The sequence below is a fragment of the Streptomyces sp. NPDC046985 genome (assembly GCF_040644415.1).
Taxonomy (GTDB): Bacteria; Actinomycetota; Actinomycetes; order Streptomycetales; family Streptomycetaceae; genus Streptomyces.
In genome coordinates, this window is sequence record NZ_JBEYWK010000008.1 from 285,520 (window position 1) to 311,509 (window position 25,990).

The 25,990-nt window shown below is 73.9% G+C and carries 25 protein-coding genes; 8 read left to right on the forward strand and 17 right to left on the reverse strand.

Annotation, left to right across the window (positions count from 1 at the left end):
* Window positions 1-32: 32 nt before the first annotated feature.
* A complete protein-coding gene (locus ABZ861_RS13500; RefSeq protein ID WP_361628544.1) occupies window positions 33-815 on the forward strand; it encodes a DUF4253 domain-containing protein in 783 nt (260 codons plus the stop codon).
* A 55-nt stretch (window positions 816-870) separates the two neighbouring features.
* Here ABZ861_RS13500 and ABZ861_RS13505 read toward each other — a convergent pair whose 3' ends face one another.
* Together ABZ861_RS13505 and ABZ861_RS13510 are read right to left on the reverse strand one after the other, a co-directional pair.
* Window positions 871-1,014: a hypothetical protein gene (locus ABZ861_RS13505; protein ID WP_361628547.1), complete on the reverse strand. Its 144-nt coding sequence runs from the start codon at window positions 1,012-1,014 to the stop codon at window positions 871-873.
* On the reverse strand, window positions 984-2,243 hold the full coding sequence (locus ABZ861_RS13510) for a transcriptional regulator (RefSeq protein WP_361628550.1): 1,260 nt from the start codon (window positions 2,241-2,243) through the stop codon (window positions 984-986). Before ABZ861_RS13510 ends, ABZ861_RS13505 begins: the two co-directional genes overlap by 31 nt.
* A gap of 209 nt (window positions 2,244-2,452) precedes the next feature.
* Here ABZ861_RS13510 and ABZ861_RS13515 point away from each other — a divergent pair, with 209 nt between their 5' ends.
* The 4 genes from ABZ861_RS13515 to ABZ861_RS13530 all read left to right on the forward strand — a co-directional run bounded on the left by ABZ861_RS13515 (window position 2,453) and on the right by ABZ861_RS13530 (window position 5,902).
* Entirely contained in the window at window positions 2,453-2,614 is a 162-nt protein-coding gene (locus ABZ861_RS13515; protein WP_361628553.1) for a hypothetical protein, read from the forward strand.
* Between the two features lie 85 nt (window positions 2,615-2,699).
* On the forward strand, window positions 2,700-4,166 hold the full coding sequence (locus ABZ861_RS13520; protein ID WP_361628556.1) for an MBL fold metallo-hydrolase: 1,467 nt from the start codon (window positions 2,700-2,702) through the stop codon (window positions 4,164-4,166).
* Window positions 4,163-5,041 (forward strand): hypothetical protein, encoded by an 879-nt coding sequence (locus tag ABZ861_RS13525; RefSeq protein WP_361628559.1) that lies wholly within the window; start codon window positions 4,163-4,165, stop codon window positions 5,039-5,041. The genes ABZ861_RS13520 and ABZ861_RS13525 overlap by 4 nt, the downstream gene beginning before the upstream one ends.
* A gap of 39 nt (window positions 5,042-5,080) precedes the next feature.
* A complete protein-coding gene (locus ABZ861_RS13530) occupies window positions 5,081-5,902 on the forward strand; it encodes a hypothetical protein (protein WP_361628562.1) in 822 nt (273 codons plus the stop codon).
* Window positions 5,903-6,095: 193 nt separating this feature from the next.
* Here ABZ861_RS13530 and hemB read toward each other — a convergent pair whose 3' ends face one another.
* The 6 genes from hemB to ABZ861_RS13560 form a co-directional block, all read right to left on the reverse strand.
* Window positions 6,096-7,088 (reverse strand): porphobilinogen synthase, encoded by a 993-nt coding sequence (gene hemB, locus ABZ861_RS13535; RefSeq protein WP_361628565.1) that lies wholly within the window; start codon window positions 7,086-7,088, stop codon window positions 6,096-6,098.
* Between the two features lie 209 nt (window positions 7,089-7,297).
* Window positions 7,298-9,001 carry a uroporphyrinogen-III synthase gene (locus ABZ861_RS13540; protein WP_361628568.1) on the reverse strand — a complete coding sequence of 568 codons (1,704 nt, stop codon included), beginning with the start codon at window positions 8,999-9,001 and terminating at the stop codon, window positions 7,298-7,300.
* Window positions 8,998-10,005, reverse strand: a complete 1,008-nt coding sequence (gene hemC / locus ABZ861_RS13545; protein WP_361628571.1) for a hydroxymethylbilane synthase — start codon at window positions 10,003-10,005, stop codon at window positions 8,998-9,000. Before hemC ends, ABZ861_RS13540 begins: the two co-directional genes overlap by 4 nt.
* Window positions 10,002-11,864 (reverse strand): glutamyl-tRNA reductase, encoded by a 1,863-nt coding sequence (locus tag ABZ861_RS13550; RefSeq protein WP_361628574.1) that lies wholly within the window; start codon window positions 11,862-11,864, stop codon window positions 10,002-10,004. Before ABZ861_RS13550 ends, hemC begins: the two co-directional genes overlap by 4 nt.
* Entirely contained in the window at window positions 11,861-12,637 is a 777-nt protein-coding gene (locus ABZ861_RS13555) for a redox-sensing transcriptional repressor Rex (protein ID WP_361628577.1), read from the reverse strand. The genes ABZ861_RS13550 and ABZ861_RS13555 overlap by 4 nt, the downstream gene beginning before the upstream one ends.
* Window positions 12,638-12,964: 327 nt before the next feature.
* A complete protein-coding gene (locus ABZ861_RS13560) occupies window positions 12,965-13,252 on the reverse strand; it encodes a glutaredoxin family protein (protein WP_361628580.1) in 288 nt (95 codons plus the stop codon).
* A gap of 335 nt (window positions 13,253-13,587) precedes the next feature.
* Here ABZ861_RS13560 and ABZ861_RS13565 point away from each other — a divergent pair, with 335 nt between their 5' ends.
* The 3 genes from ABZ861_RS13565 (at window position 13,588) to ABZ861_RS13575 (ending at window position 17,331) form a co-directional block, all read left to right on the forward strand.
* Window positions 13,588-14,526, forward strand: a complete 939-nt coding sequence (locus tag ABZ861_RS13565; RefSeq protein ID WP_361628583.1) for an HAD-IB family hydrolase — start codon at window positions 13,588-13,590, stop codon at window positions 14,524-14,526.
* Window positions 14,527-14,981: 455 nt separating this feature from the next.
* A complete protein-coding gene (locus ABZ861_RS13570; RefSeq protein WP_361628586.1) occupies window positions 14,982-15,803 on the forward strand; it encodes an ECF subfamily RNA polymerase sigma factor, BldN family in 822 nt (273 codons plus the stop codon).
* A gap of 232 nt (window positions 15,804-16,035) precedes the next feature.
* Window positions 16,036-17,331 (forward strand): DUF5667 domain-containing protein, encoded by a 1,296-nt coding sequence (locus ABZ861_RS13575; RefSeq protein ID WP_361628589.1) that lies wholly within the window; start codon window positions 16,036-16,038, stop codon window positions 17,329-17,331.
* 166 nt (window positions 17,332-17,497) lie between these two features.
* Here ABZ861_RS13575 and ABZ861_RS13580 read toward each other — a convergent pair whose 3' ends face one another.
* The 9 genes from ABZ861_RS13580 to ABZ861_RS13620 form a co-directional block, all read right to left on the reverse strand.
* Window positions 17,498-18,577, reverse strand: a complete 1,080-nt coding sequence (locus ABZ861_RS13580; RefSeq protein ID WP_361628592.1) for a lysophospholipid acyltransferase family protein — start codon at window positions 18,575-18,577, stop codon at window positions 17,498-17,500.
* Between the two features lie 14 nt (window positions 18,578-18,591).
* Complete coding sequence (locus ABZ861_RS13585) at window positions 18,592-19,653, reverse strand: NAD-dependent epimerase/dehydratase family protein (RefSeq protein WP_361628595.1); 1,062 nt, start codon at window positions 19,651-19,653, stop codon at window positions 18,592-18,594.
* A gap of 202 nt (window positions 19,654-19,855) precedes the next feature.
* Window positions 19,856-19,954, reverse strand: coding sequence for an AURKAIP1/COX24 domain-containing protein (locus ABZ861_RS13590; protein WP_003948845.1), 99 nt, complete (start codon window positions 19,952-19,954; stop codon window positions 19,856-19,858).
* 173 nt (window positions 19,955-20,127) lie between these two features.
* Window positions 20,128-20,340 carry a helix-turn-helix domain-containing protein gene (locus ABZ861_RS13595; protein WP_361628598.1) on the reverse strand — a complete coding sequence of 71 codons (213 nt, stop codon included), beginning with the start codon at window positions 20,338-20,340 and terminating at the stop codon, window positions 20,128-20,130.
* Between the two features lie 129 nt (window positions 20,341-20,469).
* Window positions 20,470-21,285 (reverse strand): phosphatase, encoded by an 816-nt coding sequence (locus ABZ861_RS13600; RefSeq protein WP_361628601.1) that lies wholly within the window; start codon window positions 21,283-21,285, stop codon window positions 20,470-20,472.
* Between the two features lie 548 nt (window positions 21,286-21,833).
* Window positions 21,834-23,006, reverse strand: coding sequence for an acetoin utilization protein AcuC (locus tag ABZ861_RS13605; RefSeq protein ID WP_361628604.1), 1,173 nt, complete (start codon window positions 23,004-23,006; stop codon window positions 21,834-21,836).
* On the reverse strand, window positions 22,957-24,249 hold the full coding sequence (locus ABZ861_RS13610; protein ID WP_361628607.1) for an MFS transporter: 1,293 nt from the start codon (window positions 24,247-24,249) through the stop codon (window positions 22,957-22,959). The genes ABZ861_RS13605 and ABZ861_RS13610 overlap by 50 nt, the downstream gene beginning before the upstream one ends.
* A gap of 99 nt (window positions 24,250-24,348) precedes the next feature.
* Complete coding sequence (locus ABZ861_RS13615) at window positions 24,349-25,092, reverse strand: VC0807 family protein (protein WP_361628610.1); 744 nt, start codon at window positions 25,090-25,092, stop codon at window positions 24,349-24,351.
* A 105-nt stretch (window positions 25,093-25,197) separates the two neighbouring features.
* Window positions 25,198-25,842, reverse strand: a complete 645-nt coding sequence (locus ABZ861_RS13620; protein ID WP_361628613.1) for an HAD family hydrolase — start codon at window positions 25,840-25,842, stop codon at window positions 25,198-25,200.
* Between the last annotated feature and the right edge of the window lie 148 nt (window positions 25,843-25,990).

Consider the following 25,990-nt stretch of genomic DNA (forward strand, 5'->3'; position numbering starts at 1 on the left):
CGTTGTCAGTGGCTGCGCCTACAGTCACTGGCATGGCGACTCTTCCCAATCCGCTGCCCAAGCTGGCGGCCGATCCGAGCGGGCGTTCGCTCGGGCTGCCGCTGCCGCCTGGGCGTCTGATCGACGCGACGGACGACGGTCCCTGGCACGAACCGCTGCTGTGGTGTTCCGGGCGCGCCGTGTCGCCCGGGAACTGGGCGGCGCTGGGCGGCTCGGGGGCCCGCGTCGGCCTGCTGCCCGTGCTCGTCGACCTGGGCGACGCTCAGGGCGGCCCGGAGCACTGGCAGTTGACGCCGGGCGAGACGACGTACCCCGGGGACCACGACGCGGAGGAGGTCCTGGCGGAGCACTGGGCGGAGTGCGCCCCGGAGGAGGACGGCCCGTGGCCGGGACTCGCCGGGCCGCAGACCCTGACCGCCGCCCCGGACGTCCGCGCCGCCGAGGTCGCGGACGCGCTCGCGCAGGCGGGGTCCTGGCCGAAGGACCCGCACCTGGCGCTGGTGCCCGCGCGCCGCAGCGCGGACATCCCCGCGGCGATCGGCTGGAGCGGCCCGCTGAACCACGACGAGGACGTGGCACGCCTGTGCGCGGTCCTGCGCTCCTGGGAAGACCGCTTCGGCATACGGGTCACGGCGCTGGGCTTCGACTGGCTCACGGTGTCCGTGGCGGCCCCGCCGACCAGCCGCGCCGAGGCGGAGGCGGTGGCCGCCGAACACGCCGCGTTCAGCCCGGACACCCTCGCGTCCGCGAAGTCCCTGCCATCCTACGCGGACAGCCTGCCCGGCGCCCACTCCTGGCACTTCTGGTGGGACTGAGGCACTTGGGCACTCCTGTCTGACTTCGCGATGGACTGTGCTCCGGCGGCGGGGGTCAGGCGGTTTCACCGAGGAAGTTCCTCACGACCGGGACGGCGCGGTGGCGGGTGAACTCGGAGCGCAGGCCGCCGAGGGTTTCGCTGCCGCGTGCGGAGCAGACGCCGCCCATCAGGTCGACGGCCCTCTGCGCGGTCTCCACAGCGCCGTCCGCGTCGCCGAGTGCGAGGTACGCCCCGGCCTGCCGTGCGAGATAGATCGCCGTGCCGCGTGGCTCTTTCTCCGGGTCGTAGGGGTCCCGGTGGGTGACAGCCGTCGAGAAGTACGACAGGGCCCGTCCGGGATCGCCCAGGCTGAGCGCGGCGGACGCGGCGGCCTGGAACACCTCGCCGGTGGTATCCAGTACATCGACTCCAGATCCTCGTCCGGCGGGGCGCCCCCGTCGTACGCGGCGAGTGCGGCGTCGACGGCCCGGTATGCGGCGACGGGCTCCTGCGCGATCGAGTAGGCGCGGGCCTGGCGGATGTGGAGCATCGTCAGCACGCGGGGTGAGGCGATGTTCGCGCGGTCGGCGAGGGCGCCGTCGATGAGGCCGAGCGCGCCGCGGGGGTCGGGTCGGCGGTGGGAGTACCGGACGTTCGCCCAGAAGGCGAGGGCGGTCGCGCCGGCCGTACGGTCGCCGGATCCGGCGGCGGCCCGCAGGGAGGCGACGAAGTGCCTCTCCGCCGCGGCGCTCCGGCCGCTGTCGAACGCGCACCAGCCTGCGAGCCGGGAGGCTTCCGCCGCGCAGGCGTGCAGACGGCGCCCGGTCTCCTCGGTGTAGGAGTTGTCCCGCAGCAGGCGTGTGATGAGGCGGCTCTCGGCGCGGGCGGCGTCGTAGACGTGGTCGCTGCCGAGGTCGTCGTCGAGGTGGCGGAGTTCGCCCAGGCGGCTGTCGAAGCGGTCGGCGACGGCGACGCCGATCCGTCGGCCGCCGGACGCGGCGGCGGGGGCGGCCTCGGCCGTGGCCCACTGGGCGAGGACCGCGGCGACCGCGGCGGTCGTGGCGATCACGAGTTCGCGTCGGTCCAGCTCCACGGGTCCTCCGGCGTCTTCGAGTGCTTGGATGGTTCCCGCCGGCGTCCAGGGCGATTCCCAGACGGGTACGTCGTCTCGCAGAGCGAGCCGAAGCCATTGCGGCCAGGGCCTGGCATAGATCTCGCGGCCGTCGACTCCCAGGACGTCGGCCATCGCCAGTTGGGTGGGGACAGTGGGGGTCTGCGGGCTTCGCGGGCTGGTCCAGCGGCTGACCTTCTCCCTGCGAACCGCCATGGCCCCGTACCCGAGGGCTTTGTGCCGAGCCGCGACGCGGCGCAGGCAGTATTCGCTGGTCCAGCCGCGCAGGGTCAGCACTTGGTGGAGCGGGTGCCGGTCTTCCACCGTCGCGCTCACGCTCGGCCTCCTCGGGACGCGGAACTCCCAGTCTGCGCGACGCCGGGCTGGCGGAGAACGGGCTGGCAGAGACCAGGCAACGAGAGCAACCGGCGGCAACCCGGAGCAACGCGGAGCGCCTTTCCGGCGGCGGGGGCGGGCGCTGTGATGGGCGGACAGGCAGCGCCCGGTCTGGGCGGTGCCGTTCCCCTCAGTTCAAGGAGGCACAGATGCAGCAGAACCCGGCGGAGACCTCGAAGCCGAAGTCCGCGGCCAAGGCCGCGACGACGGTGAAAGCGGACGCGAGGGCGGTCGCCGCCCTTCAGGACCGCGTCGCCCAGATGACCGGCTCCGGGGTGCTCAGCTCGGCCCCGTACAGCTACCACCACTGACCAGGCCCCGGCAGGCGCGGCCGCCGAACACCGCGGCGGCCGCGCCGCCTGCCGTCCCCTCCCGACACCGCTTGGAGGTAGCTCGATGGACACCCTGCAACTGACGTTCCTGGGGCATCAGACGTGGCTCGTCGAAGGCGACGGCCACCGGGTGCTGGTCGACCCGGTGCTCGGGGAGGGGTTCGGGCTCTCGCCCGCCCTTCAGTTCCGGATCTGGCCGCCGCGCCGGGTCGACGTCGCGGCGATGCCCGCGCTGGACGCGATCGTCCTCACCCACGAGCACTTGGACCACTTCCATCTGCCCACTCTCGACCGCCTCGACCGCGGGGTCCCGGTGTTCACGGGAACGCTGCTGCCCGAGGCGGTCAGCGAGGCCGTCGAATCCCTCGGCTTCACCGTCCACCGCCTCGACCACAGCGACGTCCTCCGGTACGGCGAACTGGCCCTCCAGCTCTTCCCGGCCGGCGCGCGAACCCTGTTCTGGGAGGACCGGGTGGTCCAGCCGGTGGCCCGCCTCGGGCAGGGGCCGAGCGTGGTCATCGGCGTCGACGCGGACCTGTCCGACGTGTACGTGCAGCAGGTCAGGGACGGCAGCCAGCCCATGCCCCGCCTGGCCGTCGTCTCCAACAACTCCCAGATCGCACCGCCCGGCACACCAGGCTCGGACACGAACCTGCTGCCCGGCGCCTCAGACGTCCGCGGCCGCAAGTCCGGCCTGCGCGTCCTCAACGAACTCCTGCTGGACTACCTCGAACCGCTCCCTGCCGTGGCGGACGTCGCGCTGTGCGGCAACGGCTTCCTGCCCGCGCGCACCCCGCACGGCCCCTACCTGTACGCCGACCACCCGGCGATGGCGGCCGCCGCCAACAGCCTCCAGCACCTCTTCCACGTCCACGGACCCCGGCCCGGCGACCGGCTCACCGTGCCCGCCGTCGGCCCGGTCACCACCGACCGCGTCATCTGGGTGACCATGGACGACGCCTTCGAGACCGAGCAGATGGCCGCGCACTCCGCGTTCCTCGCCGACCCGAAGGCGCTGCCGCTCGCCCCGATCGCGCCCCCCGTCGGCGACGCGGCGGCCGCGCTCGCCGAAGTCGAGGCAGAACTGCCCCGGCTCGGCCGGGATCTGGTGCCCACCGCCGCCGGGCAGCTCGCCGCCAGCGTCCACGACTATCTCAACGGGCCGCTCGGGCCTCGCCGGATCTTCCTCGCGCTCTTGGACGGACCCGGCGGCAAGGATCTGCACTACGCCTGGAACCCGACCACCGCCGCCGTCGAGCCCGTCGCCCCGCTCACCCTCGACGAGGCGATGGCCCAGTACCCGCTAGGCACGGCTCTGTTCTTCCAGGACCTCGTCGGCATCCTGCGCGGCCACGTGCAGATATGGGACGTGGCCGGGTCTTCCATGCAGTGCTGGAACATCGGCCGCCCGCTCGACTCCCTCGTCTACGCGCTGTTCGCGATCTACGGCGAGCACCAGCGCCCGGACCTCGCGGCCCGTTGCTACGCCTACGCCCTCGGTCACCTCGCCGCCGCCCGGCCCGCCGCGTGAGGAGGGCCGCCACGGCGGCCGAGGCTCTGCACGGACTGATCCGTGTCCGTCCGCACGGGTGGCTCGCCTCCCCGCTGCCGACCGGCCCGGCCGCCGCGGCGGACCTGCTGCACGCCGCCCGCCGCTCCCACGGGCATCCGGCGGCCGACGGGCCGCTGCGACTGCTCGCCGCCCGCGCCACCGCGGCGGTCGCCTCTCTCGGCGATCCGCCCCACGCCGTCCTGAAGCTCCACGCCGACCCGGGCGCGTACAACACGGAGGTCGTCGCCTTCGCGCTCGTCGGCGACTCCCCGCTGCTGCCGAGCCTGCTGAGCGCCGCCGACGCCTCGCGCTCGCTGCTGATCGAGCACATCCCGCACGCCGTCGACTTCTCCGTCCTGGGCGCCGCCGCGGTGGTGGACGCCGTCGCCGCCGTCCACGCGGCCCCGGACTTTCTCGGTCCGCCGGCCGCCGACGTCTTCGCGCCCTTCCGGCTCGACCGTCTCGCCGCCGCGCCCCCGCCGCCGTGGCTGCCCGAACCCGCCGCTTGGGCCGACGTGCTGGGCCCGTGCCTCGACGCGTACGGCGGCCGCCGGATACCCGTAGGGCACCTCGACCTCAAACCCGAGCACCTGCGCCGCCGCGACGACGGTCACCTGGTGCTGCTCGACGTCGAGACCCTGCGCCCGGACATCACCGGCCTGATCGACCTGATCACCCTGCCCGCCGTCCTGCGGCAGGCCGGCGTTCTGCTGCCCGGCCGCGAAGTGCTGGACCTGTACCGGGAGGCGGCCCGCCGCCACGGCATCCAGTGGACGGCCGACTCCCTGCGCGCCGCCCTGACCGCGTACCGGCGGGCGACCGGTCTCGCTACCCTCGACGGGCTGGCCGACTGACGGCCGTCCCGTCCCGAAGCCCTCTGTGGAGCCCCGGTCATGGAACCCACCCCCGCTTCCTCCGCACTGGTCTCGGTGGCGCTCAGCGCGCTCGGCGTCGACCGAGACCCCCAGCACCTGTCCGGGCGCAAGGGCCACAACGTATGGCGGGTCGGCGACTGGACCGTCAAGACCGCCGTGCCCGGCGCCCGCGGGCACCTCGGACACGAGACCGACGCCTACGGCATGCTCCACCTCCAGGGACTCCACCCCGGCGCCCGCCACGGCGAAGGAGAGGGCGGCCGGTGGCTCGCCGTGCCGTGGATCGACGGACAGTCCCTCTGGGAGGTCTTCGGCCCGGCCCGCACCGGCGACGCCGCCGACGACCAGCGCACCGCCATGCGCCAGGCCGCCCGCGCCGCGCTCACCGCCCTCCAGGACCTGCACCGGCGCGGCTGGATCCACGGCGACATGCAGACGCAGAACGTCATCCTCACCCGCGACGGCGGCATCGAGTTCATCGACCTCGACAGCGCCCACCACCCCGACCTGCCGCTGGGCCACCCCTACCGCGGCGGGCTGATCCACGTCGTCGCCCCGGAACTCGCGCAGCGACTCCTGACCACTGGCGAGGACCAGCACGTCCCCCTGACGGCGGACGCCGAACTCTTCGCGCTCGGCGCCTCCCTGTACTGGGCGTGGACCGGGCGCCGCATCGCCGACTACCGGGCCGACCCCGCCGGGCCGCACGCCGACCTGTACGCGGACATCGCCGCCGGACGCTTCCGCGACCTCACCGCCGACCGGCCCTGGGCCGACCCGGAGCTGGAGCAGTTGATCTCCGCGGCCACCCGCCCCGCGGAGCGCGGCTATCAAGGCTGAGCGGGCGACCGGATCTCCGTCCCCGCATGCCTGCGCGAGCGTGTCGGGCACGCGCTGGTCGTGAGCGAACACCGCTGACACGCGGCGATTCTCTCGCAGACACTCCGAGGAAGCGGGCCGACTCCGGCGAGTCGGGACCGCCGGGAAGCCGTGCGGCCGTGACGGAAGGCGGCTCCGTGCGGCCGGCGCCGGTTCAGCGCAGCTTCTGGGCGGCCTCGACCGCCCAGTACGTGAGGATGTTCCGCGCCCCCGCGCGCTTGATGCCGGTCAGGGTCTCCAGGATGGCCCGGTCGCGGTCGATCCAGCCCTTCTCGGCGGCGGCCTCGACCATGGAGTACTCGCCGGAGATCTGGTAGGCGGCCACCGGCACGTCCACGGCGTCCGCGACCCGGGCCAGCACGTCGAGGTAGGGGCCGGCCGGCTTCACCATGACCATGTCCGCGCCCTCCTCCAGGTCGAGGGCCAGCTCGCGCAGCGACTCGCGCAGGTTGGCCGGGTCCTGCTGGTAGGTCTTGCGGTCGCCCTGGAGCGAGGAGCCGACGGCCTCGCGGAAGGGGCCGTAGAAGGCGGAGGCGTATTTGGCGGTGTAGGCGAGGATCGCCACGTCCTCGCGGCCGATCTGGTCGAGCGCGTCGCGGACGACGCCGATCTGGCCGTCCATCATGCCGCTGGGGCCGACGACATGGGCGCCCGCGTCGGCCTGGACCTGCGCCATCTCGGCGTAGCGCTCCAGGGTGGCGTCGTTGTCGACGCGGCCCTCGGCGTCCAGCACGCCGCAGTGCCCGTGGTCGGTGAACTCGTCCAGGCACAGGTCGGACATGACGAGCAGCTCGTCCCCGACCTCGGCCCGCACATCGCGCAGGGCGACCTGGAGGATGCCGTCGGGGTCGGTCCCGGCGGCGCCGACGGCGTCCTTCTTGTCCTCCTCGGGCACGCCGAACAGCATGATCCCGGAGATCCCGGCCTCCACCGCCTCGGCGGCGGCCTTCTTCAGGCTGTCCCGCGTGTGCTGCACGACCCCGGGCATCGCCGCGATCGGCGCCGGCGCGTCGACGCCCTCGCGCACGAAGGCGGGCAGGATCAGGTCCGCGGGGTGCAGCCGGGTCTCGGCGACCATGCGCCGCAGCGCGGGAGTGGTCCGCAGCCGACGAGGACGCGTACCGGGAAAGGAGCCGTACTTCGTCATGCCCCCTACGCTACGCCCGCTCCGGCTCCCCTCTTGCCGACGCCGTGTCGAGCCCGCCGGGGCAGCGCGCCCGCGGGCCCCGCGCACGCGAAGACGGCGGCGGAGCACCCCTGTCGGGATGCTCCGCCGCCGTCCGCGTCCGCCGGATGACCTGGATCGCTGGATGACCGGGGTCGCCGGATCACCGGATCCGCCGGGCGTCCGGGGCGTCAGGTCGTCGTGGACCGCCGCCTGCGCGCGCCGGGCCGGCGCTCGCTCGGGCGGGTGACCGGGTCGCCCGCCTCCAGCGCGGCCGCCCTGCGCTTCATGCCGAAGTCGGCCAGCGCCTCGGCCAGCTTCAGGACCGACGGCTCGGGCGCCATCACGTCCACCCGCAGACCGTGCTCCTCCGCCGTCTTCGCGGTCGCCGGGCCGATGCACGCGATCACCGTGACGTTGTGCGGCTTGCCCGCGATGCCCACCAGGTTCCGCACCGTGGAGGACGAGGTGAACAGCACCGCGTCGAAACCGCCGCCCTTGATCGCCTCGCGGGTCTCGGCAGGCGGCGGCGAGGCGCGGACCGTGCGGTACGCGGTCACGTCGTCGACCTCCCAGCCCAGCTCGATCAGCCCGGCGACCAGCGTCTCCGTGGCGATGTCGGCGCGCGGCAGGAACACCCGGTCGATCGGGTCGAAGACCGCGTCGTAGGGCGGCCAGTCCTCCAGCAGGCCCGCGGCCGACTGCTCACCGCTGGGCACCAGGTCCGGCTTCACGCCGAAGGCGACCAGGGCCTTGGCCGTCTGCTCGCCCACCGCCGCGACCTTGATGCCCGCAAAGGCGCGGGCGTCCAGGCCGTACTCCTCGAACTTCTCCCGGACCGCCTTGACCGCGTTGACCGAGGTGAACGCGATCCACTCGTACCGGCCGGTCACCAAGCCCTTGACCGCGCGCTCCATCTGCTGCGGCGTGCGCGGCGGCTCGACGGCGATCGTGGGCACCTCGCTGGGCACGGCGCCGTAGGAGCGGAGCCGGTCGGAGAGCGAGGCGGCCTGCTCCTTGGTGCGCGGCACCAGGACCTTCCAGCCGAACAGCGGCTTGGACTCGAACCACGAGAGCTGGTCGCGCCGCGCGGCGGCGCTGCGCTCGCCGACCACCGCTATCACCGGCCGGCCGCCGTCCGGGGACGGCAGGACCTTGGCCTGCTTCAGGGTCTGCGCGATCGTGCCCAGGGTGGCGGTCCAGGTGCGCTGGCGGGTGGTGGTGCCCGCGATCGTCACCGTCATCGGGGTGTCCGGCTTGCGGCCGGCCGCCACCAGCTCCCCGGCCGCCGCGGCGACCGAGTCCAGCGTGGCGGAGACCACCACCGTGCCGTCCGAGGCGCCGACCTCGGTCCAGCAGCGGCCGGAGGCGGTCCGGGCGTCCACGAACCGCACGTCGGCGCCCTCGGCGTCGCGCAGCGGCACACCGGCGTAGGCGGGCACGCCGACGGCGGCCGCGATGCCGGGGACGACCTCGAAGGGCACCCCGGCGGCGGCGCAGGCGAGCATCTCGGCGGCGGCGTCCGTGTCGAGTCCGGGGTCCCCGGACACCGCACGGACGACCCGCCTGCCGCCCCGCGCGGCCTCCATGACAAGATGTGCGGCATCCCGCACCGCGGGGACGCCGACGGCAGTTGACGTGCCGTCAACGACCTTGAGCTGGGGCGTGCCCGGGACGGGGCCCGAGGAGGAATCCGCGTCCGTGGGCACTTCGGCGACGCCCTGACGGGCGTGCGCGCGGACGACGTCGAGCACGTCGTGCTCGGCGACGAGGACGTCCGCGTGCGTCAGCGCCTCGACGGCGCGCAGGGTCAGCAGTCCCGGATCTCCGGGTCCGGCACCGAGGAAGGTGACGTGCCCGTGTTCTGGACCGGCGGAAAGGGTGGTGGGGCTCAATGTGCTCGCTCCCCCATCAGACCGGCCGCGCCCTGGGCGAGCATGTCGGCAGCGAGTTCGCGGCCGAACGCCGTCGCCTCGTCGTGCGTCTGGGGCACGGGACCGGTGGTGGACATCTGCACCAGAGCGGAGCCGTCGGTCGTGCCGACGACGCCGCGCAGGCGCATTTCCTTGACATTCTGCCCGTCGGCCTGGGGGTCCCCCCGCTCCAGCGGAGCCGAGAAGGGGGGAAGGTCGGCCAACGCGCCCACGGGGGCGCTGCAACCGGCTTCCAGGGCGGCGAGCAGTGATCGCTCGGCCGTCACGGCGGCCCGCGTGAACGGGTCGTCGAGTCCGGCGAGCGCGGCGATCAGTTCGGCGTCCGGGGCGGTGTTCCCGGCCCTGCACTCGATCGCCAGGGCCCCCTGGCCGGGGGCGGGCAGAATCGTGTCGACCGACAGGAAGTCGGTCACCTCGTCGCTGCGGCCGATCCGGTTGAGCCCGGCCGCGGCCAGCACGACCGCGTCCAGCTCGCCGTCGCGCACGAAGCCGATGCGGGTGTCGACGTTGCCCCGGATCGGGACCGTCTCGATGTCCAGGCCGTGCGCGCGGGCGTACGCGTTGAGCTGGGCCATCCGGCGCGGGGCGCCGGTGCCTATGCGCGCGCCGCGCGGCAGGTCGGTGAACTTCAGCGCGTCCCGGGCGACCACCACGTCGCGGGGGTCCTCGCGCTCGGGTATCGCGGCCAGGACCAGGTCGTCGGGCTGCGCGGTGGGCAGATCCTTCAGCGAGTGAACGGCGAAGTCCACCTCGCCGCGCAGCAGCGCCTCGCGCAGCGCCGCGACGAACACGCCCGTCCCGCCGATCTGCGCCAGGTGCTCGCGGGAGACGTCGCCGTAGGTGGTGATCTCGACGAGCTCGACGGGCCGTCCGGTCACCTGGCTCACGGCGTCCGCCACTTGCCCGGACTGGGCCATGGCGAGTCTGCTCCGCCTGGTCCCGAGCCTCAGTGCCTTCTCTGTCATGCTGGCCCTCGGTTCTTGCCGTTCATCTCGAAGCTTTCGCCGGCGCCCGCAGCGCGGTCGGCGCCCTCGGGGCGCGCGGCGCCGTCGGGGTCGCTCCCGGCCCGGGAGACGGAGGCCACCGTCTCGGGGTCGAGGTCGAACAGGGTGCGCAGCGCGTCGGCGTACCCGGCGCCGCCGGGCTCGGCGGCGAGCTGCTTGACCCGCACCGTCGGCGCGTGCAGCAGCTTGTCCACGACCCGGCGGACGGTCTGGGCGATCTCCGCCCGGTGCTTGTCGTCCAGGGCGGGCAGCCTGCCCTCCAGCCGGGCGATCTCGCTGCTGACGACGTCGGCGGCCATGGTGCGCAGGGCGACCACGGTGGGCGTGATGTGCGCCGCCCGCTGGGCCGCCCCGAAGGCCGCGACCTCGTCGGAGACGATCCGGCGGACCTGGTCGACGTCGGCCGCCATCGGCGCGTCGGCGGACGCCTCGGCCAGCGACTCGATGTCGACCAGACGCGCTCCGGCCAGCCGGTGCACGGCCGCGTCGACGTCCCTCGGCATGGCGAGGTCCAGCAGCGACAGCACCGGCTGGGGGCGCGGGGCCGGGATGAGCGGCTCGGGCCCCCGCAGCTCGGGGACGCGTCCGGCGCCGGCGGCGGTCGCGGCGAGCGCGGCGATCAGTTCGGCGTCGGCCGCCGCGTCGTCCGCGTCCGTCCGGCCGGCCGGCTCGCGGCGGTCGACGGCGCCGTTGTCCACCCACGTGCCGTGCTGCTCCAGCGTGGCCGCGTCGATGCCGGCCACGGCGGACTCCCCGAGCAGGGAGAACGCCGGCTCGGCGCCGGCGAGGTCGGCGGGGCGGCCTTCCTCGGCGCCGACGGCCGACGGCGGCAGGGGCGTCTCGCGCGTCTCCGGCCGGGCCCCGGCACGTCGGCTCGCGACGGTCCCGGCGGCTGCGGCGGACCCGGCGGTTCCAGCGGCCAGGGCGGCTCTGGCCGGGGCGTCGCCGTCGTCGTCCAGTTCCGTCGCGGGCGTGCCCGTACGGCCCTCGACGGCGGCGGCGATCGTCCCGACGGTCAGCACCAGCCCCGTCGCGCCGGTGCAGGAGACGGCCACGTCGGCGCGGCCCAGCTCGGCCGGCACCGCGCTCATCGGCACCGCGCGGGCCGGTACGCGGGTGTCGTCGCCCTCGGCGAGGATCCGGGCCAGGCGCTCGGCGCGCTCCTCGGTGCGGTTGGCGATCACGATCTCGGCGACCCCGGCGCGCGCCAGCGTGGCGGCGGCCAGCGACGACATCGAGCCGGCCCCGATGACCAGGGCCTTCTTGCCGCGCGCCCAGTCGGTGACGACGGCGCCCGCGCAGAGCTGCTCCAGGCCGAAGCTGACCAGGGACTGCCCGGCGCGGTCGATGCCGGTCTCGGAGTGGGCGCGCTTGCCGACCCGCAGGGCCTGCTGGAACAGGTCGTTGAGCAGCCGTCCGGCGGTGTGCAGGTCCTGGGCGCGGGCCAGGGAGTCCTTGATCTGGCCGAGGATCTGCCCCTCGCCGACGACCATCGAGTCCAGGCCGCAGGCCACCGAGAACAGGTGGTGGACGGCCCGGTCCTCGTAGTGCACGTACAGATACGGCGTCAGCTCGTCCAGGCCGACCCCGCAGTGCTGGGCGAGCAGCGTGGACAGGTCGGCGACGCCCGCGTGGAACTTGTCGACGTCCGCGTACAGCTCGATGCGGTTGCAGGTGGCGAGCACGGCCGCCTCGGCGGCGGGCTCGGCGGCCACGGTGTCGTGCAGCAGCTTGACCTGGTCCTCCGCGTCCAGCGAGGCGCGCTCCAGGACGCTGACCGGGGCGCTGCGGTGGCTCAGTCCGACGACGAGGAGACTCATGCCGGCATCACGGCGGGGACGTCCCCGTCGGGCCCCTGGTCGGCGGCGGACGCCCTGCGGGCGGCGGCCGCGGCGGCGGCAGCGGGCAGCGCGCCGTCCGCGGCGGCCTCCTCGCCGGCCTTGCGCTGCTCGTGGAAGGCGAGGATCTGAAGCTCGATGGAGAGGTCGACCTTGCGCACGTCGACGCCCTCGGGGACGTTGAGCACGGTCGGCGCGAAGTTCAGGATGGAGGTCACCCCGGCGGCGACGAGGCGGTCGCAGACCGGCTGGGCGGCGCCCGCGGGCGTGGCGATCACGCCGATCGAGACGCCGTTGTCCTGGATGATCTTCTCCAGCTCGTCGGTGTGCCGCACCGGGATGCCGGCCACCGGCTTCCCGGCCATCGCGGGGTCGGCGTCGATGAGCGCGGCCACCCGGAAGCCGCGGGAGGCGAAGCCGCCGTAGTTGGCGAGGGCGGCGCCGAGGTTGCCGATGCCGACGATCACGACCGGCCAGTCCTGGGTGAGCCCCAGCTCGCGGGAGATCTGGTACACGAGATACTCGACGTCGTAGCCCACCCCGCGGGTCCCGTAGGAGCCGAGGTAGGAGAAGTCCTTGCGCAGCTTCGCGGAGTTCACCCCCGCGGCGGCCGCAAGCTCCTCGGAGGAGACCGTAGGCACCGAGCGCTCCGACAGCGCGGTCAGGGCCCGGAGGTACAGCGGAAGCCGGGCGACGGTGGCCTCGGGGATCCCTCGGCTGCGGGTCGCCGGTCGGTGAGTTCGGCCAGTTGCCACGGTGCTCCTGCGGGTAGAGCGGGGCTGCGGGCGGTCGTGCGTACCCAGACCGCCCCGTCGACAGCAGGCTATGTCTTTGTGAACACGTGCACAAAGATGGTGTCCGATTTGCCCGGCCAACGTGACCGGGGTCACGCGCCCCCGGCGCATGCCCGGGGAACCGGCGCGCTCACGCCTGCGTTCCTTGTTTGTTGAGGGCAAAGCGGCAAACTCTCCTCTGCGATCCCCGCCCCCGAGATCAGTCCGCCATCGATTCTAAGCCACTTTCGGATGGTTTGTACTCGTCGGTCAGTCGGTCGTTCGGTCGCCTCCTCGTCCCGGGACCGGTCAGCCGGTCAGCGCCCCGCGCAGGCGCTCCTCGTTCACCCGCCAGAAGGTGTGCTGCTCCCCGTCGATCAGGACGACGGGGATCTGCTCCCAGTACCGCGCGTGCAGCTCGGGGTCCTCGGTGATGTCCCGCCGCTCCCAGGGCACGCCCAGGTCGGCGCACACCTTCTCCACCACGAGCTGCGCGTCGTCGCACAGGTGGCAGCCGGGCTTGCGGACGAGGGTGACGAGCCGCTCCGAGGGAGCGACGGCGGCCCTGCGGCGGAAGAGAGGACTCATGTCGGCCATTGTCGCTCTCCACCCGCCCCCCTCCCACCGCCATCGTGCCCTCCTTCCGACGCCCGCGCCTGATCACGATCCCCGCCGAGGCACACACGACCCGCCCACTCCACCCCGCGCCCCCGCGCCCCCGCGGCGCGGCATCGCGCCCCCGCGCGGCGGCGCGCCCGCGCTGTCGGGCTCGTCCGCGGGTTTCGCCGACCGTGCGCGGGCGTTCCCGCGCCGCCCTCAGCCCGGTTTCCCGGCCTCGCCCGCGATCCCCTTAAGGACACGGTCGCGGAGAGTTCACGGGCTGCGAACCTCTCGGCTCCGGAACGCCCGAACCGACTGGCTATGCTCACGCCATGGCCGCTCTCGGATGGCTCACCCCCCGCAGGCGCTCCGCCACGGCGCGCAGCGTCCTGGCGGGCGAGGCCGCGGCGGAGGCCGCGCGCAAGTCCTCGCAGGAGGACGCGGACACGACGCCGCCGGCGACGAAGGAACCGCAGGAATCGGCGTTCCCCGTGCCCGGGGACGACCGCGCCGCCGCCTTCTTCGACCTGGACAACACCGTCATGCAGGGCGCCGCGCTGTTCCACTTCGGCCGCGGCCTGTACAAGCGGAACTTCTTCGAGACGCGCGACCTGGCCCGGTTCGCCTGGCAGCAGGCGTGGTTCCGGCTGGCCGGGGTCGAGGACCCCGAGCACATGCAGGAGGCCCGCGACTCGGCCCTGTCGATCGTGAAGGGCCACCGGGTCGCCGAGCTTCAGTCGATCGGCGAGGAGATCTACGACGAGTACATGGCCGACCGGATCTGGCCGGGCACCCGGGCGCTCGCCCAGGCCCACCTGGACGCCGGCCAGAAGGTGTGGCTCGTCACCGCCGCGCCGGTGGAGATCGCCCAGGTCATCGCCCGCCGCCTGGGCCTGACCGGCGCGCTGGGCACGGTGGCCGAGTCGGTCGGCGGCGTCTACACCGGCCGGCTGGTCGGCGAACCGCTGCACGGCCCGGCCAAGGCGGAGGCGCTGCGCGCGCTGGCCGTGGCGGAGCGCCTGGACCTGTCCCGCTGCGCCGCCTACAGCGACTCCCACAACGACATCCCCATGCTGTCGCTGGTGGGCCACCCCTACGCCATCAACCCCGACGCCAAACTGCGCCGACACGCCCGCGACATGGACTGGCGGCTGCGCGACTACCGCACCGGCCGCAAGGCGGCGAAGGTCGGCATCCCCGCGGCCGCGGGCGTCGGCGCGGTCGCCGGCGGCACGGCGGCGGCCATCGCCCTGCACCGCCGCCGCCGGTAACGAGCCCTTCCCCCAGCCACACCCGAGCCCCACGCCCCCGGGGGCGCTTCCGCGCGTCCGGCGACGCGCCTGGCCGCGCGCCTGGCCGCGCGCTCGGCCTCACGCCCGGAACCGACCAGAACCGGCCATCGTGATCAGCGCGCCCGGATACCGATCAGACGACCGAACATACCCGCGCATCCCCCTGGCCTTTTCCCTTGGCGGTACACCGCCACAACGCGCCCCGGACCGACCCCCAAGCCGAACGAGAACGGTCAGAAAACGGTCACTTTGCGATGCGCAGGCGGCTCTCACTCGGTTACGGAAGCGACGTAATCGATGATTTGAGCAACTCGGTGTAGCAAGCCCTGCACGAAGCGTTATTCTCCTCAGACGCAAACCGTGACGACTCCGTCGCTACGACGGGTGAACGGTTCCGCACTGCACGTGATGGAAGCTCTGCCTCTGGGAGTCTCGTGTACCCACACGTCGGGGTTGACGCCTCTGGCCTGGCTACGCTCCGCGCAACGGTCCTGGACCTGCTGCGCGGTCTCGTCCCCCCCGCGTACGCCGGTCCCGCCTTCGCCGCCGCGCCCGCGAGCCCGTGCTACGCACTGGCCGAGGGCACGCACCGGGCGCCCGCGCGCGGCGCCGTCGTCGAGGGACGCCGGTCGGCCGAGGGGCGGGCCGCGGGCAGACGAGGACGCGCGTCCGCGGCCCCGGCCCCCCGCCGCCCGGCCGCGGACAGCGACAGCGCCCGGATGATGGAGCTGGTCGAGCGCGCCCAGGCCGGCGAGGCCGAGGCGTTCGGCCGCCTCTACGACCAGTACAGCGACACCGTGTACCGGTACATCTACTACCGGGTGGGCGGCAAGGCGACCGCGGAGGACCTCACCAGCGAGACCTTCCTGCGGGCCCTGCGCCGCATCGGCACCTTCACCTGGCAGGGCCGCGACTTCGGCGCCTGGCTGGTCACCATCGCCCGCAATCTGGTGGCCGACCACTTCAAGTCCAGCCGGTTCCGCCTGGAGGTCACCACCGGCGAGATGCTCGACGCCAACGAGGTCGAGCGCTCCCCGGAGGACGACGTCCTGGAGGCGCTGTCCAACGCCGCCCTGCTGGACGCCGTGCGACGGCTCAACCCCCAGCAGCAGGAGTGCGTCACGCTCCGCTTCCTCCAGGGCCTCTCCGTCGCGGAGACCGCCCGGGTGATGGGCAAGAACGAGGGCGCGATCAAGACCCTCCAGTACCGGGCCGTGCGCACCCTCGCCCGGCTCCTGCCGGACGACGTCCGCTGATCCGTTCACTCTGGGCGACCCTCAACTCGCCCCTCGTCACGGTCGGTTGAGTCGCCAAACGGATCCTCCGCCGTCCGTAACCGAAGTGCCGGGCCACTCGTTGTGCGGGATACAGGCTCCCTGCGGTCACGCCTTGGCCCACGCTGATCACCCGATCGTGTGGGCCGACCCCGGCGTGCAACCCTCAGGACCTCTGGGGAGTCGACCGTCATGACGAGAGGAGGTGCCGCCAGTGATCGCGAACGTATCGGCGCACCGGCGGGCGAACGCCTTCGCCCAGGCTCTGGAGGAGCAGTCCGACCAGGGCACAGCGGCCGAGCAGCCCGAAGGACCGGTACCGGCCCCGGAAGCAGTCGCGGAGCAGACCGAGCGGGGGCGCCTGTCGTCCCTCGCCGGAACTCTGGCAACGCTGCCCCGGCCGGAACTGGACCCCGAGGTCAAGGTCGTCCAGCGGGCCCGGCTGGTGGCCGCGATGGAGGCCATGCTGCAAGAGGGCACCGCGGCGGGCGAGGCGCGTCACCTGTCAGTGCCCGCCCAGAAGTCGCAGGGGCGGGCAGGAGAGGCGGCCGGGCCGTCGCACCGGGCCAAGGGCGCCCACCGGGCGAGCGGCCTGGGGAAACTGCGGCCGCGCACCCGCCTGACGAAGGGCCTGGCGGCGGGCGGGCTCAGCGTCGGAGTGGTCGCGAGCGCCTTCGGCGGAGTGGCGGCCGCCAGCTCCGACGCCCTCCCCGGTGACTCGCTGTACGGGCTGAAGCGCGGCATCGAGGACTTCCAGCTCACCTACCTGACCCAGGGCGACGACGCCCAGGGGCAGGCGTACCTCGACCTGGCCTCGGCCCGGCTGAGCGAGACCCGCCGGCTGCTGGACCGCGACCGGGGCGGCCCCCTGGACCACGAATCGGTGGGCGAGATCCGCCGCACCCTGTCCGGGATGCGGCACGACGCCTCCGAGGGCCACCGCCTGCTGCACGAGGCGTACGAGCGCGACCCGGGCTCCCTGGGCCCGATCCAGGCCCTCTCCGCCTTCTCCCGCGCCCACCGCGAGACCTGGGGCGCCCTGCGCGACCGGCTGCCGGTGCAGCTCGGCGACGTCAGCGAGGAGGTGACGTCGGTGTTCGACGCCATAGACGAAGAGGTCGCCCCGCTCCAGTCGCTGCTCCCCCGTCACCCGGCCCCGGGCGGACGCGACGGCACACGGCACAGCTCCGGGCCCAGCGCGTCCTCCGGCGCCCCGCGCGCCCACCGGTCCGCCACGCCCAGCGCCGGCTCGGACGGCGCCGCCCCGACGGGCAGCGGCGCCCCCGGCAGCAGCAGCCCGAGCACGTCGGCGGGGCCCAGCGGCGACGTGGACGGCGACGGCCTGATCGGCGGCTCCACCGGCGGCCTGATCGAGCCGCCGAAGTCCAGCGGCGGCGCCACGCCGTCGTCCACCGGCAATCCGCCCGCCGGCGGCCCGGACGTGACGATCCCACCGCTGCTGCCCGGCTTGCTGCCCGGCCTCGGCATCGACGGCGAGGACGAGAGGTAGCCGCGGCGGACGCCGCACGCGAGCGGCGCTGGGGGCGCCCCACCCGAGCGGGGCGCCCCCGGCGCCGTTTCCACGCCCCGTCCGCGGCCGCGGGGTCTTCCGCCGCCCGCCGCGCCACGGGACCGCGCCGGACGATGCGATCAGGAGACCGCGCCGGGCGGCCGGGTCAGAAGAACACCGACCGCCGCTGCACCAGGAGCTTGTACAGCGTGTGCTGGATCTGCTCGCGGACCTGGTCGGTCAGGTTGAACATCAGCATCGGGTCCTCGGCCGCCTCCGGCGGATAGTCGTCCGTCGGGATCGGCTCCCCGAACTGGATCGTCCACTTCGTCGGCAGCGGGATCATGCCCAGCGGGCCCAGCCACGGGAAGGTCGGCGTCAGCGGGAAGTACGGGAAGCCCAGCAGCCGCGCCAGGGTCCTGGAGTTGCCGATCATCGGGTAGATCTCCTCCGCCCCGACGATCGAGCAGGGGATGATCGGGGCGCCTTGGCGCAGCGCCGTGGAGACGAAGCCGCCCCGGCCGAACCGCTGGAGCTTGTAGCGCTCGTTGAAGGGCTTGCCGATGCCCTTGAAGCCCTCCGGCATCACCCCGACCAGTTCGCCCTGCTCCAGCAGCCTCTCCGCGTCCTCCGCGCAGGCCAGCGTGTGGCCCAGCTTGCGGGCCAGCTCGTTGACCACCGGCAGCGCGAACACCAGGTCGGCGGCGAGCAGCCGCAGATGCCGCCCCGCCGCGTGCTGGTCGTGCACGGCGACCTGCATCATCAGCCCGTCCAGCGGCAGCGTCCCGGAGTGGTTGGCGACGATCAGCGCGCCGCCCTCCTTCGGGATGTTGTCGACGCCCTTCACCTCGACCCGGAAGTACTTCTCGTACACCGGCCGCAGCAGGGACATCAGGACCTGGTCGGTGAGTTCGGCGTCGTAGCCGAAGTCGTCGACGTCGTATTCGCCGGTGAGGCGCCGGCGCAGGAACGCCAGACCGCTCGCGACGCGCCGCTCCAGGCCGTCGCCGAATCCCTGCTCGCCGCCCGGCGTGCCCGGCTCGGCCGCCCCGGGCGCCGTGCTGTCCGCGGCGTCCTCCGCCTCCGGGGCGCCGTCGGCCGCAGCGGCCAGTTGCTGCACCCCCCGGACGGCCGCGGGATCGCCGCCCGGCCGCCTGCTCTGCCCGCTCCGGCGGCGCGACGGCCGCGCCGCGGCGCCCCCGCGGGACCGGTCGTCGTCGAACGGAATGACCTTGGCGTCCGCCATCGTTGCTGCGCTCCTCAGTTGGCCGGCTGCGTCGGAAGGTGGCCGCCGCCCCTGCGGGACAGCGCGGCGATCCGGTCGACGGCCCCCGCCAGGGCCTCCGGCGGCAGCAGTCCGGGCCCGCGGCTGCGGACGAAGTCCGCGAAGGTCTCCGCGGTCGTGTACTTCGGCGTGTAGCCCAGAGTCTCGCGCATCTGCCCGGTGGCCACGACTCGGCCGTGGGTGAGCAGTCGGATCTGCTCGGGTGAGAAGTCCGTCACGCCCAGCGTACGCACCAGGGAGCCCGCCCAGGTGACGGCGGGCAGCAGCAGCGGCGCCGTGGGGCGGCCCAGGCGCCGGGCGCACTGCGAGAGCAGCAGCACGCCGTCTCCCGCGATGTTGAAGGTGCCGCTGTTGAGCGTGCCCCGGCGGGCCTCGTGCGAGGCGAGGCGCAGCACCTCGATCACGTCGTCCTCGTGCGCGAACTGGAGCCGCGGGTCGTAGCCGAGGACCGTCGGCAGGACCGGCAGCGCGAAGTAGGAGGCGAGCGGGGTGTCGGCCGTGGGCCCGAGGATGTTGGCGAACCGCAGCACGGTCACGGCCACGTCCGGCCGCCGCCGCGCGAAGCCCCGCACATAGCCCTCGACCTCGACGGCGTCCTTGGCGAAGCCGCCGCTGGGCAGGGACTTGGCGGGGGTGGTCTCGGTGAACACGGCCGGGTCGCGGGAGGCGGAGCCGTAGACGTTGGTGCTGGACTTCACCACCAGCCGCTGCACGCCCGGCGACTTCTGGCAGGCGCCGAGGAGCTGCATGGTGCCGATGACGTTGGTCTCCTTGACCGTGGCCCGGCTGCCGCTGCCCAGCGCGGTGCCGGTCACGTCCATGTGCACGACCGTGTCGGCGCCGGACTCGGCGAGCACGCGGGCGATGCCGGCCTGCCGGATGTCGGCCTGCACGAAGTCCGCGCCGCCCAGGTGGTGCTCGGGCGGAACCGCGTCCACGGCGATGACCCGGTCCACCTGCGGATCGCGCTGGATCCGTCGTACGAACCGGCCCGCGAGCCGCCGGGCCACTCCGGTCACGAGCACGACCTGTCCCAAGATCAGCGCCTTCCTTCCGGGCTTCGTCTACCGCCGCGTTCCCCGTGTCCGGCCAACCTATCGGGTAGATCTCGCGCCGCGGCGGCCCGCGACCGCGCGAGGCGACGCGTCATGGGACGAACGTGGCCCCCCACCGCATGCGGTGGGGGGCCACGGGCGCGCTCTCACACTGCCGCGCACCGGTACGGGGCGGCAGGCGTCGCTACTTCTTGTTGCGACGCTGGACGCGCGTGCGCTTCAGCAACTTGCGGTGCTTCTTCTTCGCCATCCGCTTGCGCCGCTTCTTGATTACAGAGCCCACGACAACCCTCGCTCACTTCTCATCACTCGGCGTTGGGCGCCATGGGCCCACACGACCTACGAGGGGCTAGCCTACCCGCCCGAGCGCTGAGGACATAAATCGCGGGCCCCGGAGGGATCCGGCCAGCTCACAGGCGCACGGCGCCCCCGGCTGCGGACCCCTCCCGGTCGTCCTCAGACGGTTTCCACCCCCACATAGCTGTCGCGAAGGTACTCGTGAACCGCTTGCTCCGGGACGCGGAACGACCTCCCGACCCGAATCGCGGGCAGATGACCGCTGTGCACCAGCCGGTACACGGTCATCTTCGACACTCGCATCACCGAGGCGACCTCCGCCACGGTGAGGAACTGAACCTCGTTCAGAGGCCTGTCGCCAGCAGCAGCCATGACACACCTGCACCTTCCGCACTCGACGGCCACCGGCTTCCCCTTCCGGTGACTCTTCGTCGCTGCGTGCTCACTCCCCAATGTAGGGGCGGGTGATGCGAGTGGGGAAGAGGTGCACCCATCGGCGGCCTACTGTGACAGACGCGCGCGATTGAGTACGTAGCGGATGAGCGGGCGGTAGTAGGCGGCGCGTACGGCGTCGTCCAGCGGGACGGCTACTGACACCCGCCCCTCCGCCTGGCCCACGAACACCGCGGGGTCGTCCGTGTCGGCCAGCCCGATGGCCTCGAACCCCAGTTGACCTGCGCCGCAGACCCATCCGTGGTCCCCGATCACCAGCTCGGGCAGCGGGCCGGCGCCGTCCGCCGCGGCGTCCAGCGCCACCCGGACCGGCAGCGGCGAGTGGGTGTGCGCGCCGGGCTCACCACCGGGGCGTTCGGGGGCGCGCGAGCGCATCAGGGCCACTCCCCGGACGTACTCGAGACGGAACGTGCGTAGGCCGAACCGGGTCGTTATGTCGACACGACGACCCTGCGCCGGGGTGAGGACAGCACATCCCGCCGCCGACAACGCGTCCGCGAGACGGACGTAGAAATCCAGCAGCCGGTGCGGATGGCCGGTGCCCAGGAGCACCGGAGCGCCGCGCCGGGCGGCCGCCGCGAGCCGGTCCGCGAAGGCGTCCAGCGCGGCGAGGGTCAGCTCGGGGTCAATCACATCACAGCCGACGGTGTGCCGAGGGTCGGCGGACACCCCGCACCGCCGCGCCATCAGCGCGATCACGTCCCGCTGCTCCCACGCCCCCTCGGGATCGAGGCCGATCAGCGCCCGGGGGTCCCGGGCCGCGAACAGCCGGTAGCTGCGCAGGCTGGCCTCACGGGTGGTGGCCACGCTCCCGGCGAGCCGGGACCGCACGAGATGGGCGCGCAGGGCGGAGGTGTGCGACACGGCTGCGATGCTGGCGGACCGGCGGCGCGTCCGCCCGGGGAAACGGCGGAACACCGCACGGTCGGCGTAACGCCGGCGCCGAACCGGGCGGCGCGCGCCGCCTCGCGAGCCGGACCGCAGCGCCTGACCGCCCGCCTCACGAGCCAGACCGCGCCGCGCGCTCGCCTCATGCACCGGCCCGCGCCCCGCGCCCACCCCTTCCGCTAGCCGGACCGCCGCGCACGGCCGCCCACCCCGCGAGCCGGACCGCCGCGCCTGACCGCCCGCCTCGCGAGCGAGCCAGACCGCCGCGCCGAACCGCCCGCCTCACAAGCCAGACCGCGCCGCGCGCTCGCCTCATGCACCGAACCGCGCCCCGCGCCCGTCCCTCACGCGCAGTGCTGCGGCCGACAAGATTCACCGGGTCGCGACGCCCGGCCGCCCGTCTCCCGCCGGACGCAGGTCCGTCGCGGGCCGGCGCCCGTCTCCCGCCGGACGCAGGTCCGTCGCGGGCCGGCGCCCGTCTCCCGCCGGACGCGGGTCCGTCGCAGACCCGGGCGGCCGTCCGGCTACGGCAGCAGTCCCCGTAGGGGGAACGCGGCGCGGCGGGTGGCCAGGATCGCCTGGTCCAGGCGGTCGGCGGGGTCGTACCCGGCCTCCCACGACGCCCAGGTCGCCGGCCAGCGCCCGTCCGTCATCCGCAGCGGCCCCACCTGCCGGGTGCGCGCGTACGCCTCCTGGCGCCAGCTCTCCGGGACGACCGTCTCCGGCGCCACCGGCTGCCCGGCCGCGACGCCCACCAGGTGCGCCCAGGACCGCGGGACGACGTCGACCACCGCGTAACCGCCCCCGCCCAGCGCGACCCAGCGCCCCTCGGCGTGCTCGTGCGCCAGCGCGTGGCAGGCGTCCTGCACCGCGCGCTGCGCGTCCAGCGACACCGCCAGGTGGGCCAGCGGGTCCTCGAAGTGGGTGTCGGCCCCGTGCTGCGTCACCAGCGCCTGCGGCCGGAACCCGGCCAGCAGCTCCGGCACCACGGCGTGGAACGCCCGCAGCCACCCCGCGTCCCCGGTCCCGGCGGGCAGCGCCACGTTCACCGCCGCCCCCTCCGCGCTCGGCGCCCCCGTCTCCTGCGGCCAGCCGGTCTGCGGGAACAGCGTGCTGGGGTGCTCGTGCAGCGAGATCGTCAGAACGCGGGGGTCCTCCCAGAACGCCGCCTGGACCCCGTCGCCGTGGTGCACGTCGACGTCGACGTACGCGACCCGCTCGGCGCCCAGTTCGAGCAGCCGGGCCACGGCCAGCGCGGCGTCGTTGTAGACGCAGAAGCCCGAGGCGGCGCCCGGCATGGCGTGGTGCAGGCCGCCGGCGAAGTTGACCGCGTGCGCCGCGTCCCCGCGCCACACCGCCTCCGCCGCCCCCACCGACTGCCCGGCGATCAGCGCGGACACCTCGTGCATCCCGGCGAAGGCCGGATCGTCCAGCGTGCCGAGCCCGTACGCCGCGTCCGCCGCCGCCGGGTCCGCCGAGGCCGCCTTCACCGCGTCGATGTAGTCCTGACGGTGGACCAGCCGCAGCGTCGACTCCCCGGCCGCAGGGGCGGCCGCCACCCGCGTCAGCCGGTCGAGGCCGAGCGCGCCGACCAGCGCCCGGGTCAGGGTGAGCCGGACCGGGTCCATCGGATGGTCCCGGCCGAAGTCATAGCCCGTTACCCGCTCGTCCCACATCAACTGCGCGTGGCCGCTCATGCCCGTCACCGTATCGGTCCGGCCGCGCCGCGAACGACGGGGCGTACACCAACGTCACCAGCACCAACGCCATCGGCGCCAGCATCGCCCCGCGGTAGCTCCAGGCGTCGCCCAGCGCGCCCACCAACGGCGAACCGACCAGGAAACCGACGTAGTTGAAGACGTTGAGCCGCGCGATCGCCGCGTCCGACGCGCCTGGGAACAGCCGGCCGGCCGCCGCGAAGGTCTGCGGCACCAGCACGCACAGCCCGAGGCCGATCAGGGTGAAGCCGAGCATGCCCGCCCCCGCTCCCGGCGCCGCGGCCACCACCGCGAACCCCAGCGCCGCCACCAGCGCGCCCAGCCGCACGACGGCCGCCGCCCCGAACCGCCGCACCCCCAGATCACCGAGGGACCGCCCCAGCAACGTGGTGATCATGTAGACGTTGTACGGCACGGTCGCCAGTTGCTCGGAGCTGCCCAGCGTGTCCTGGAGGTACTTGGCGCTCCAGTTGGAGACGGTCGAGTCCCCGATGTACGCGAAGGTCATCACCAGGCACAGCGGCAGCAGAGCCCGGAACACCAGCCCGCCGGTCCCCACCGCCGCGTCCCCGCCGGTCCCGGACCCCGCGTCCCCGCCGGGAGCGGCGCCCGGCGACGCGGCCCCGTCCGCCCCGTCCCCGTCCGGAGAGGCACCCGGCGCCGCGGCCCCGTCCACGTACCACCGGCTGCCCACCAGCGCCGCCGGCAGCAGCACCGCCGCCACCGGCAGATACGACGCCCACAGCGCCAGATGCCAGTGCGCCCCCGCCCAGGCCAGCGAGGCGCCCAAGATGCCGCCCAGGCTGAAGGCCGCGTGGAAGCTGAGCATGATGCTGCGGCCGTAGGAGTGCTGGAGGCTCACCCCGAGCATGTTCATGGACGCGTCCAGCGCGCCCACGGCCAGCCCGAACACGCCGAGGGCCACCGCCATCCCGGCGATCCGGTCGCCCGCCCCGACGCCGAGCAGCGCCAGCAGGACCAGCGGCTGCGACCAGCGCAGCACCCGGCTGGGCCGGACCCGCCGCACCAGCCGCTCGGTCGTCACGCTGCCGACCCCGGCGAGGATCGGCACGGCCGCCAGGACGACCGGCAGCAGCGCGTCGGAGACGCCGTAGCGGTCCTGGACGGCCGGAATGCGCGTCACCAGCAGCGCGAAGGCGACGCCCTGCGCGAAGAAGGCGAACGCCAACGAGGCCCTGCCGCGCCGCAGCACTTCTGTCATGGCGGCGAGCGTAGGGCCCCGGACCACCGGTGGGGAGACACCGGCGAAGGTGAGTTCGGTTCACCTTCGCTCCGGCCCGCCGTCCCGGCCGGAGCGGCGTCAGGCGGCGACGGAGACCGCGGGCCGACCGGCCGTACGGGCCTCGGCGCGCCGCTCCTCGGCGGCCAGCATCCGCGCCATCGGCTCGACGGCCAGGCCGCCGCTCACCATGAAGGCGACCGCCATCGCGCCGACCATGACGACCGAGCCGAGCCAGACCATGGTGTCCACCGGGACGGTGTAGGCGCCCACGAGCCGCGCCGCGCACTCGGCCAGCAGCACGCAGCCCCACACCAGGGAGAACGCGCGCTCCTTGCGCCGGAACGCCGCCGTGTCGGCCGCCGCCCCGGACGCCAGCCGCTCCCAGGCGGCCTCCTTCGCCGCCTCGCCCTTCACCAGGAACGGCTTCATGCCCGCGGTCATCATCGGCTTCCCGAGCGCCACGGAGACGAGGATGCCGACGGCGACGACGCTGCTGACCCCGCTGTCCTTGGCCAGCATCAGCCGTGGGTCGCCCGAGACGAAGCTCAGCAGCAGCGAGGCGACGTTCACGACCAGGATCAGGGCGGCCAGCGCGTTGGTCCTGCGCTCCCGGACCAGCGCCCAGGCCGTCCGCACCGCCGGCACGACGCTGCTCCAGGCGAGCGCCGCGAAGGTGCTCATCCCGCACGCGTCCTTGAAGAGGTAGTACGAGCCGAGCGGCACCGCCACGTCCACGATCAGCGGCCTGAAGTGGTGCAGCACGCTCGGGCTCCGCTGGGCCTCGCGGTCGTCGTGCGCGGTGTTCCCCGTGGTCTTCGTCATGCCCTCAGCTTCGTGCCCGGCCGGGGTCGGCGGGTAGGAACGATCGTCCGGAGGTCCGCATGACAAATGTCAGCGCTCCCTCGCTCCCCCGGTCACACCCCGGCCTCAGACCAGCAGGTCCGTCAACTCGCCCATGTCCGCGAAGAGTCGGGTGGCGCCGGCCAGGCGGTCGGCGGGGGTCATGGCGGTGAACCCGTAGACGTCCATCCCGGCCGCGCGGGCGGCCTGGACGCCGAGCGGCGAGTCCTCCACGACGGCGCACCGCGCCGGGGCGACGCCCATCCGCTCGGCCGCGTGCAGGAACAGGTCCGGCGCCGGCTTGCCCCGCCCGACGTCCTCCGCGCTGAAGATCCGGCTGTCGTCGAACCACCGGTCGAGCCCCGTCGTCTCGTGACCCACCCGGATCCGCTGATGGCTCCCCGACGACGCCACGCAGTACGGCGTCCCGTCCGCCGCGAGCTTCGCCAGCACGTCCGCCACCCCGGCCACCGGCTTCAACTCCCGCCGGAACGCGGCGAACACCCGCGCGTGGAAGACGTCGTCGAAGTCCTCCGGCAGCCGGTTCCCCGTGCGCTCTAGGACGAGATCGTGGATCCGGTGCATCGCCGAGCCCATGTAGTCGCGCAGGGAGTCCTCGTAGGAGGTGGGGTGGCCCAACTCGGTCAGGTAGGCGGCAAGATGCCGGTTCGAGAGCGGCTCGCTGTCGACGAGTACGCCGTCGTTGTCGAAGAGGACCAGGTCGTAGCGCATGACTCGACACTAGACGACGGGAAAAGGCGACCGGAAAACCCCGGGAAAGCCCGGAAAAGGCGGTGAAACGCAGAGAACCCCGCACCGAAGGGTGCGGGGTTCTCTCAAGAATTGTTCGGCGGTGTCCTACTCTCCCACAGGGTCCCCC

What these genes read in the sequence shown, in the direction of transcription:
- ABZ861_RS13620 (WP_361628613.1), bottom strand. Translation starts at nt 25,842, where the DNA reads ATGCGCTACGACCTGGTCCTCTTCGACAACGACGGCGTACTCGTCGAC.
- hemB (WP_361628565.1), bottom strand. Translation starts at nt 7,088, where the DNA reads ATGACGAAGTACGGCTCCTTTCCCGGTACGCGTCCTCGTCGGCTGCGG.
- hemC (WP_361628571.1), bottom strand. Translation starts at nt 10,005, where the DNA reads ATGACAGAGAAGGCACTGAGGCTCGGGACCAGGCGGAGCAGACTCGCC.
- ABZ861_RS13560 (WP_361628580.1), bottom strand. Translation starts at nt 13,252, where the DNA reads ATGGCCGACATGAGTCCTCTCTTCCGCCGCAGGGCCGCCGTCGCTCCC.
- ABZ861_RS13515 (WP_361628553.1), top strand. Translation starts at nt 2,453, where the DNA reads ATGCAGCAGAACCCGGCGGAGACCTCGAAGCCGAAGTCCGCGGCCAAG.
- ABZ861_RS13550 (WP_361628574.1), bottom strand. Translation starts at nt 11,864, where the DNA reads ATGAGTCTCCTCGTCGTCGGACTGAGCCACCGCAGCGCCCCGGTCAGC.
- ABZ861_RS13615 (WP_361628610.1), bottom strand. Translation starts at nt 25,092, where the DNA reads ATGACGAAGACCACGGGGAACACCGCGCACGACGACCGCGAGGCCCAG.
- ABZ861_RS13595 (WP_361628598.1), bottom strand. Translation starts at nt 20,340, where the DNA reads ATGGCTGCTGCTGGCGACAGGCCTCTGAACGAGGTTCAGTTCCTCACC.
- ABZ861_RS13610 (WP_361628607.1), bottom strand. Translation starts at nt 24,249, where the DNA reads ATGACAGAAGTGCTGCGGCGCGGCAGGGCCTCGTTGGCGTTCGCCTTC.
- ABZ861_RS13605 (WP_361628604.1), bottom strand. Translation starts at nt 23,006, where the DNA reads ATGAGCGGCCACGCGCAGTTGATGTGGGACGAGCGGGTAACGGGCTAT.
- ABZ861_RS13565 (WP_361628583.1), top strand. Translation starts at nt 13,588, where the DNA reads ATGGCCGCTCTCGGATGGCTCACCCCCCGCAGGCGCTCCGCCACGGCG.
- ABZ861_RS13520 (WP_361628556.1), top strand. Translation starts at nt 2,700, where the DNA reads ATGGACACCCTGCAACTGACGTTCCTGGGGCATCAGACGTGGCTCGTC.
- ABZ861_RS13580 (WP_361628592.1), bottom strand. Translation starts at nt 18,577, where the DNA reads ATGGCGGACGCCAAGGTCATTCCGTTCGACGACGACCGGTCCCGCGGG.
- ABZ861_RS13530 (WP_361628562.1), top strand. Translation starts at nt 5,081, where the DNA reads ATGGAACCCACCCCCGCTTCCTCCGCACTGGTCTCGGTGGCGCTCAGC.
- ABZ861_RS13500 (WP_361628544.1), top strand. Translation starts at nt 33, where the DNA reads ATGGCGACTCTTCCCAATCCGCTGCCCAAGCTGGCGGCCGATCCGAGC.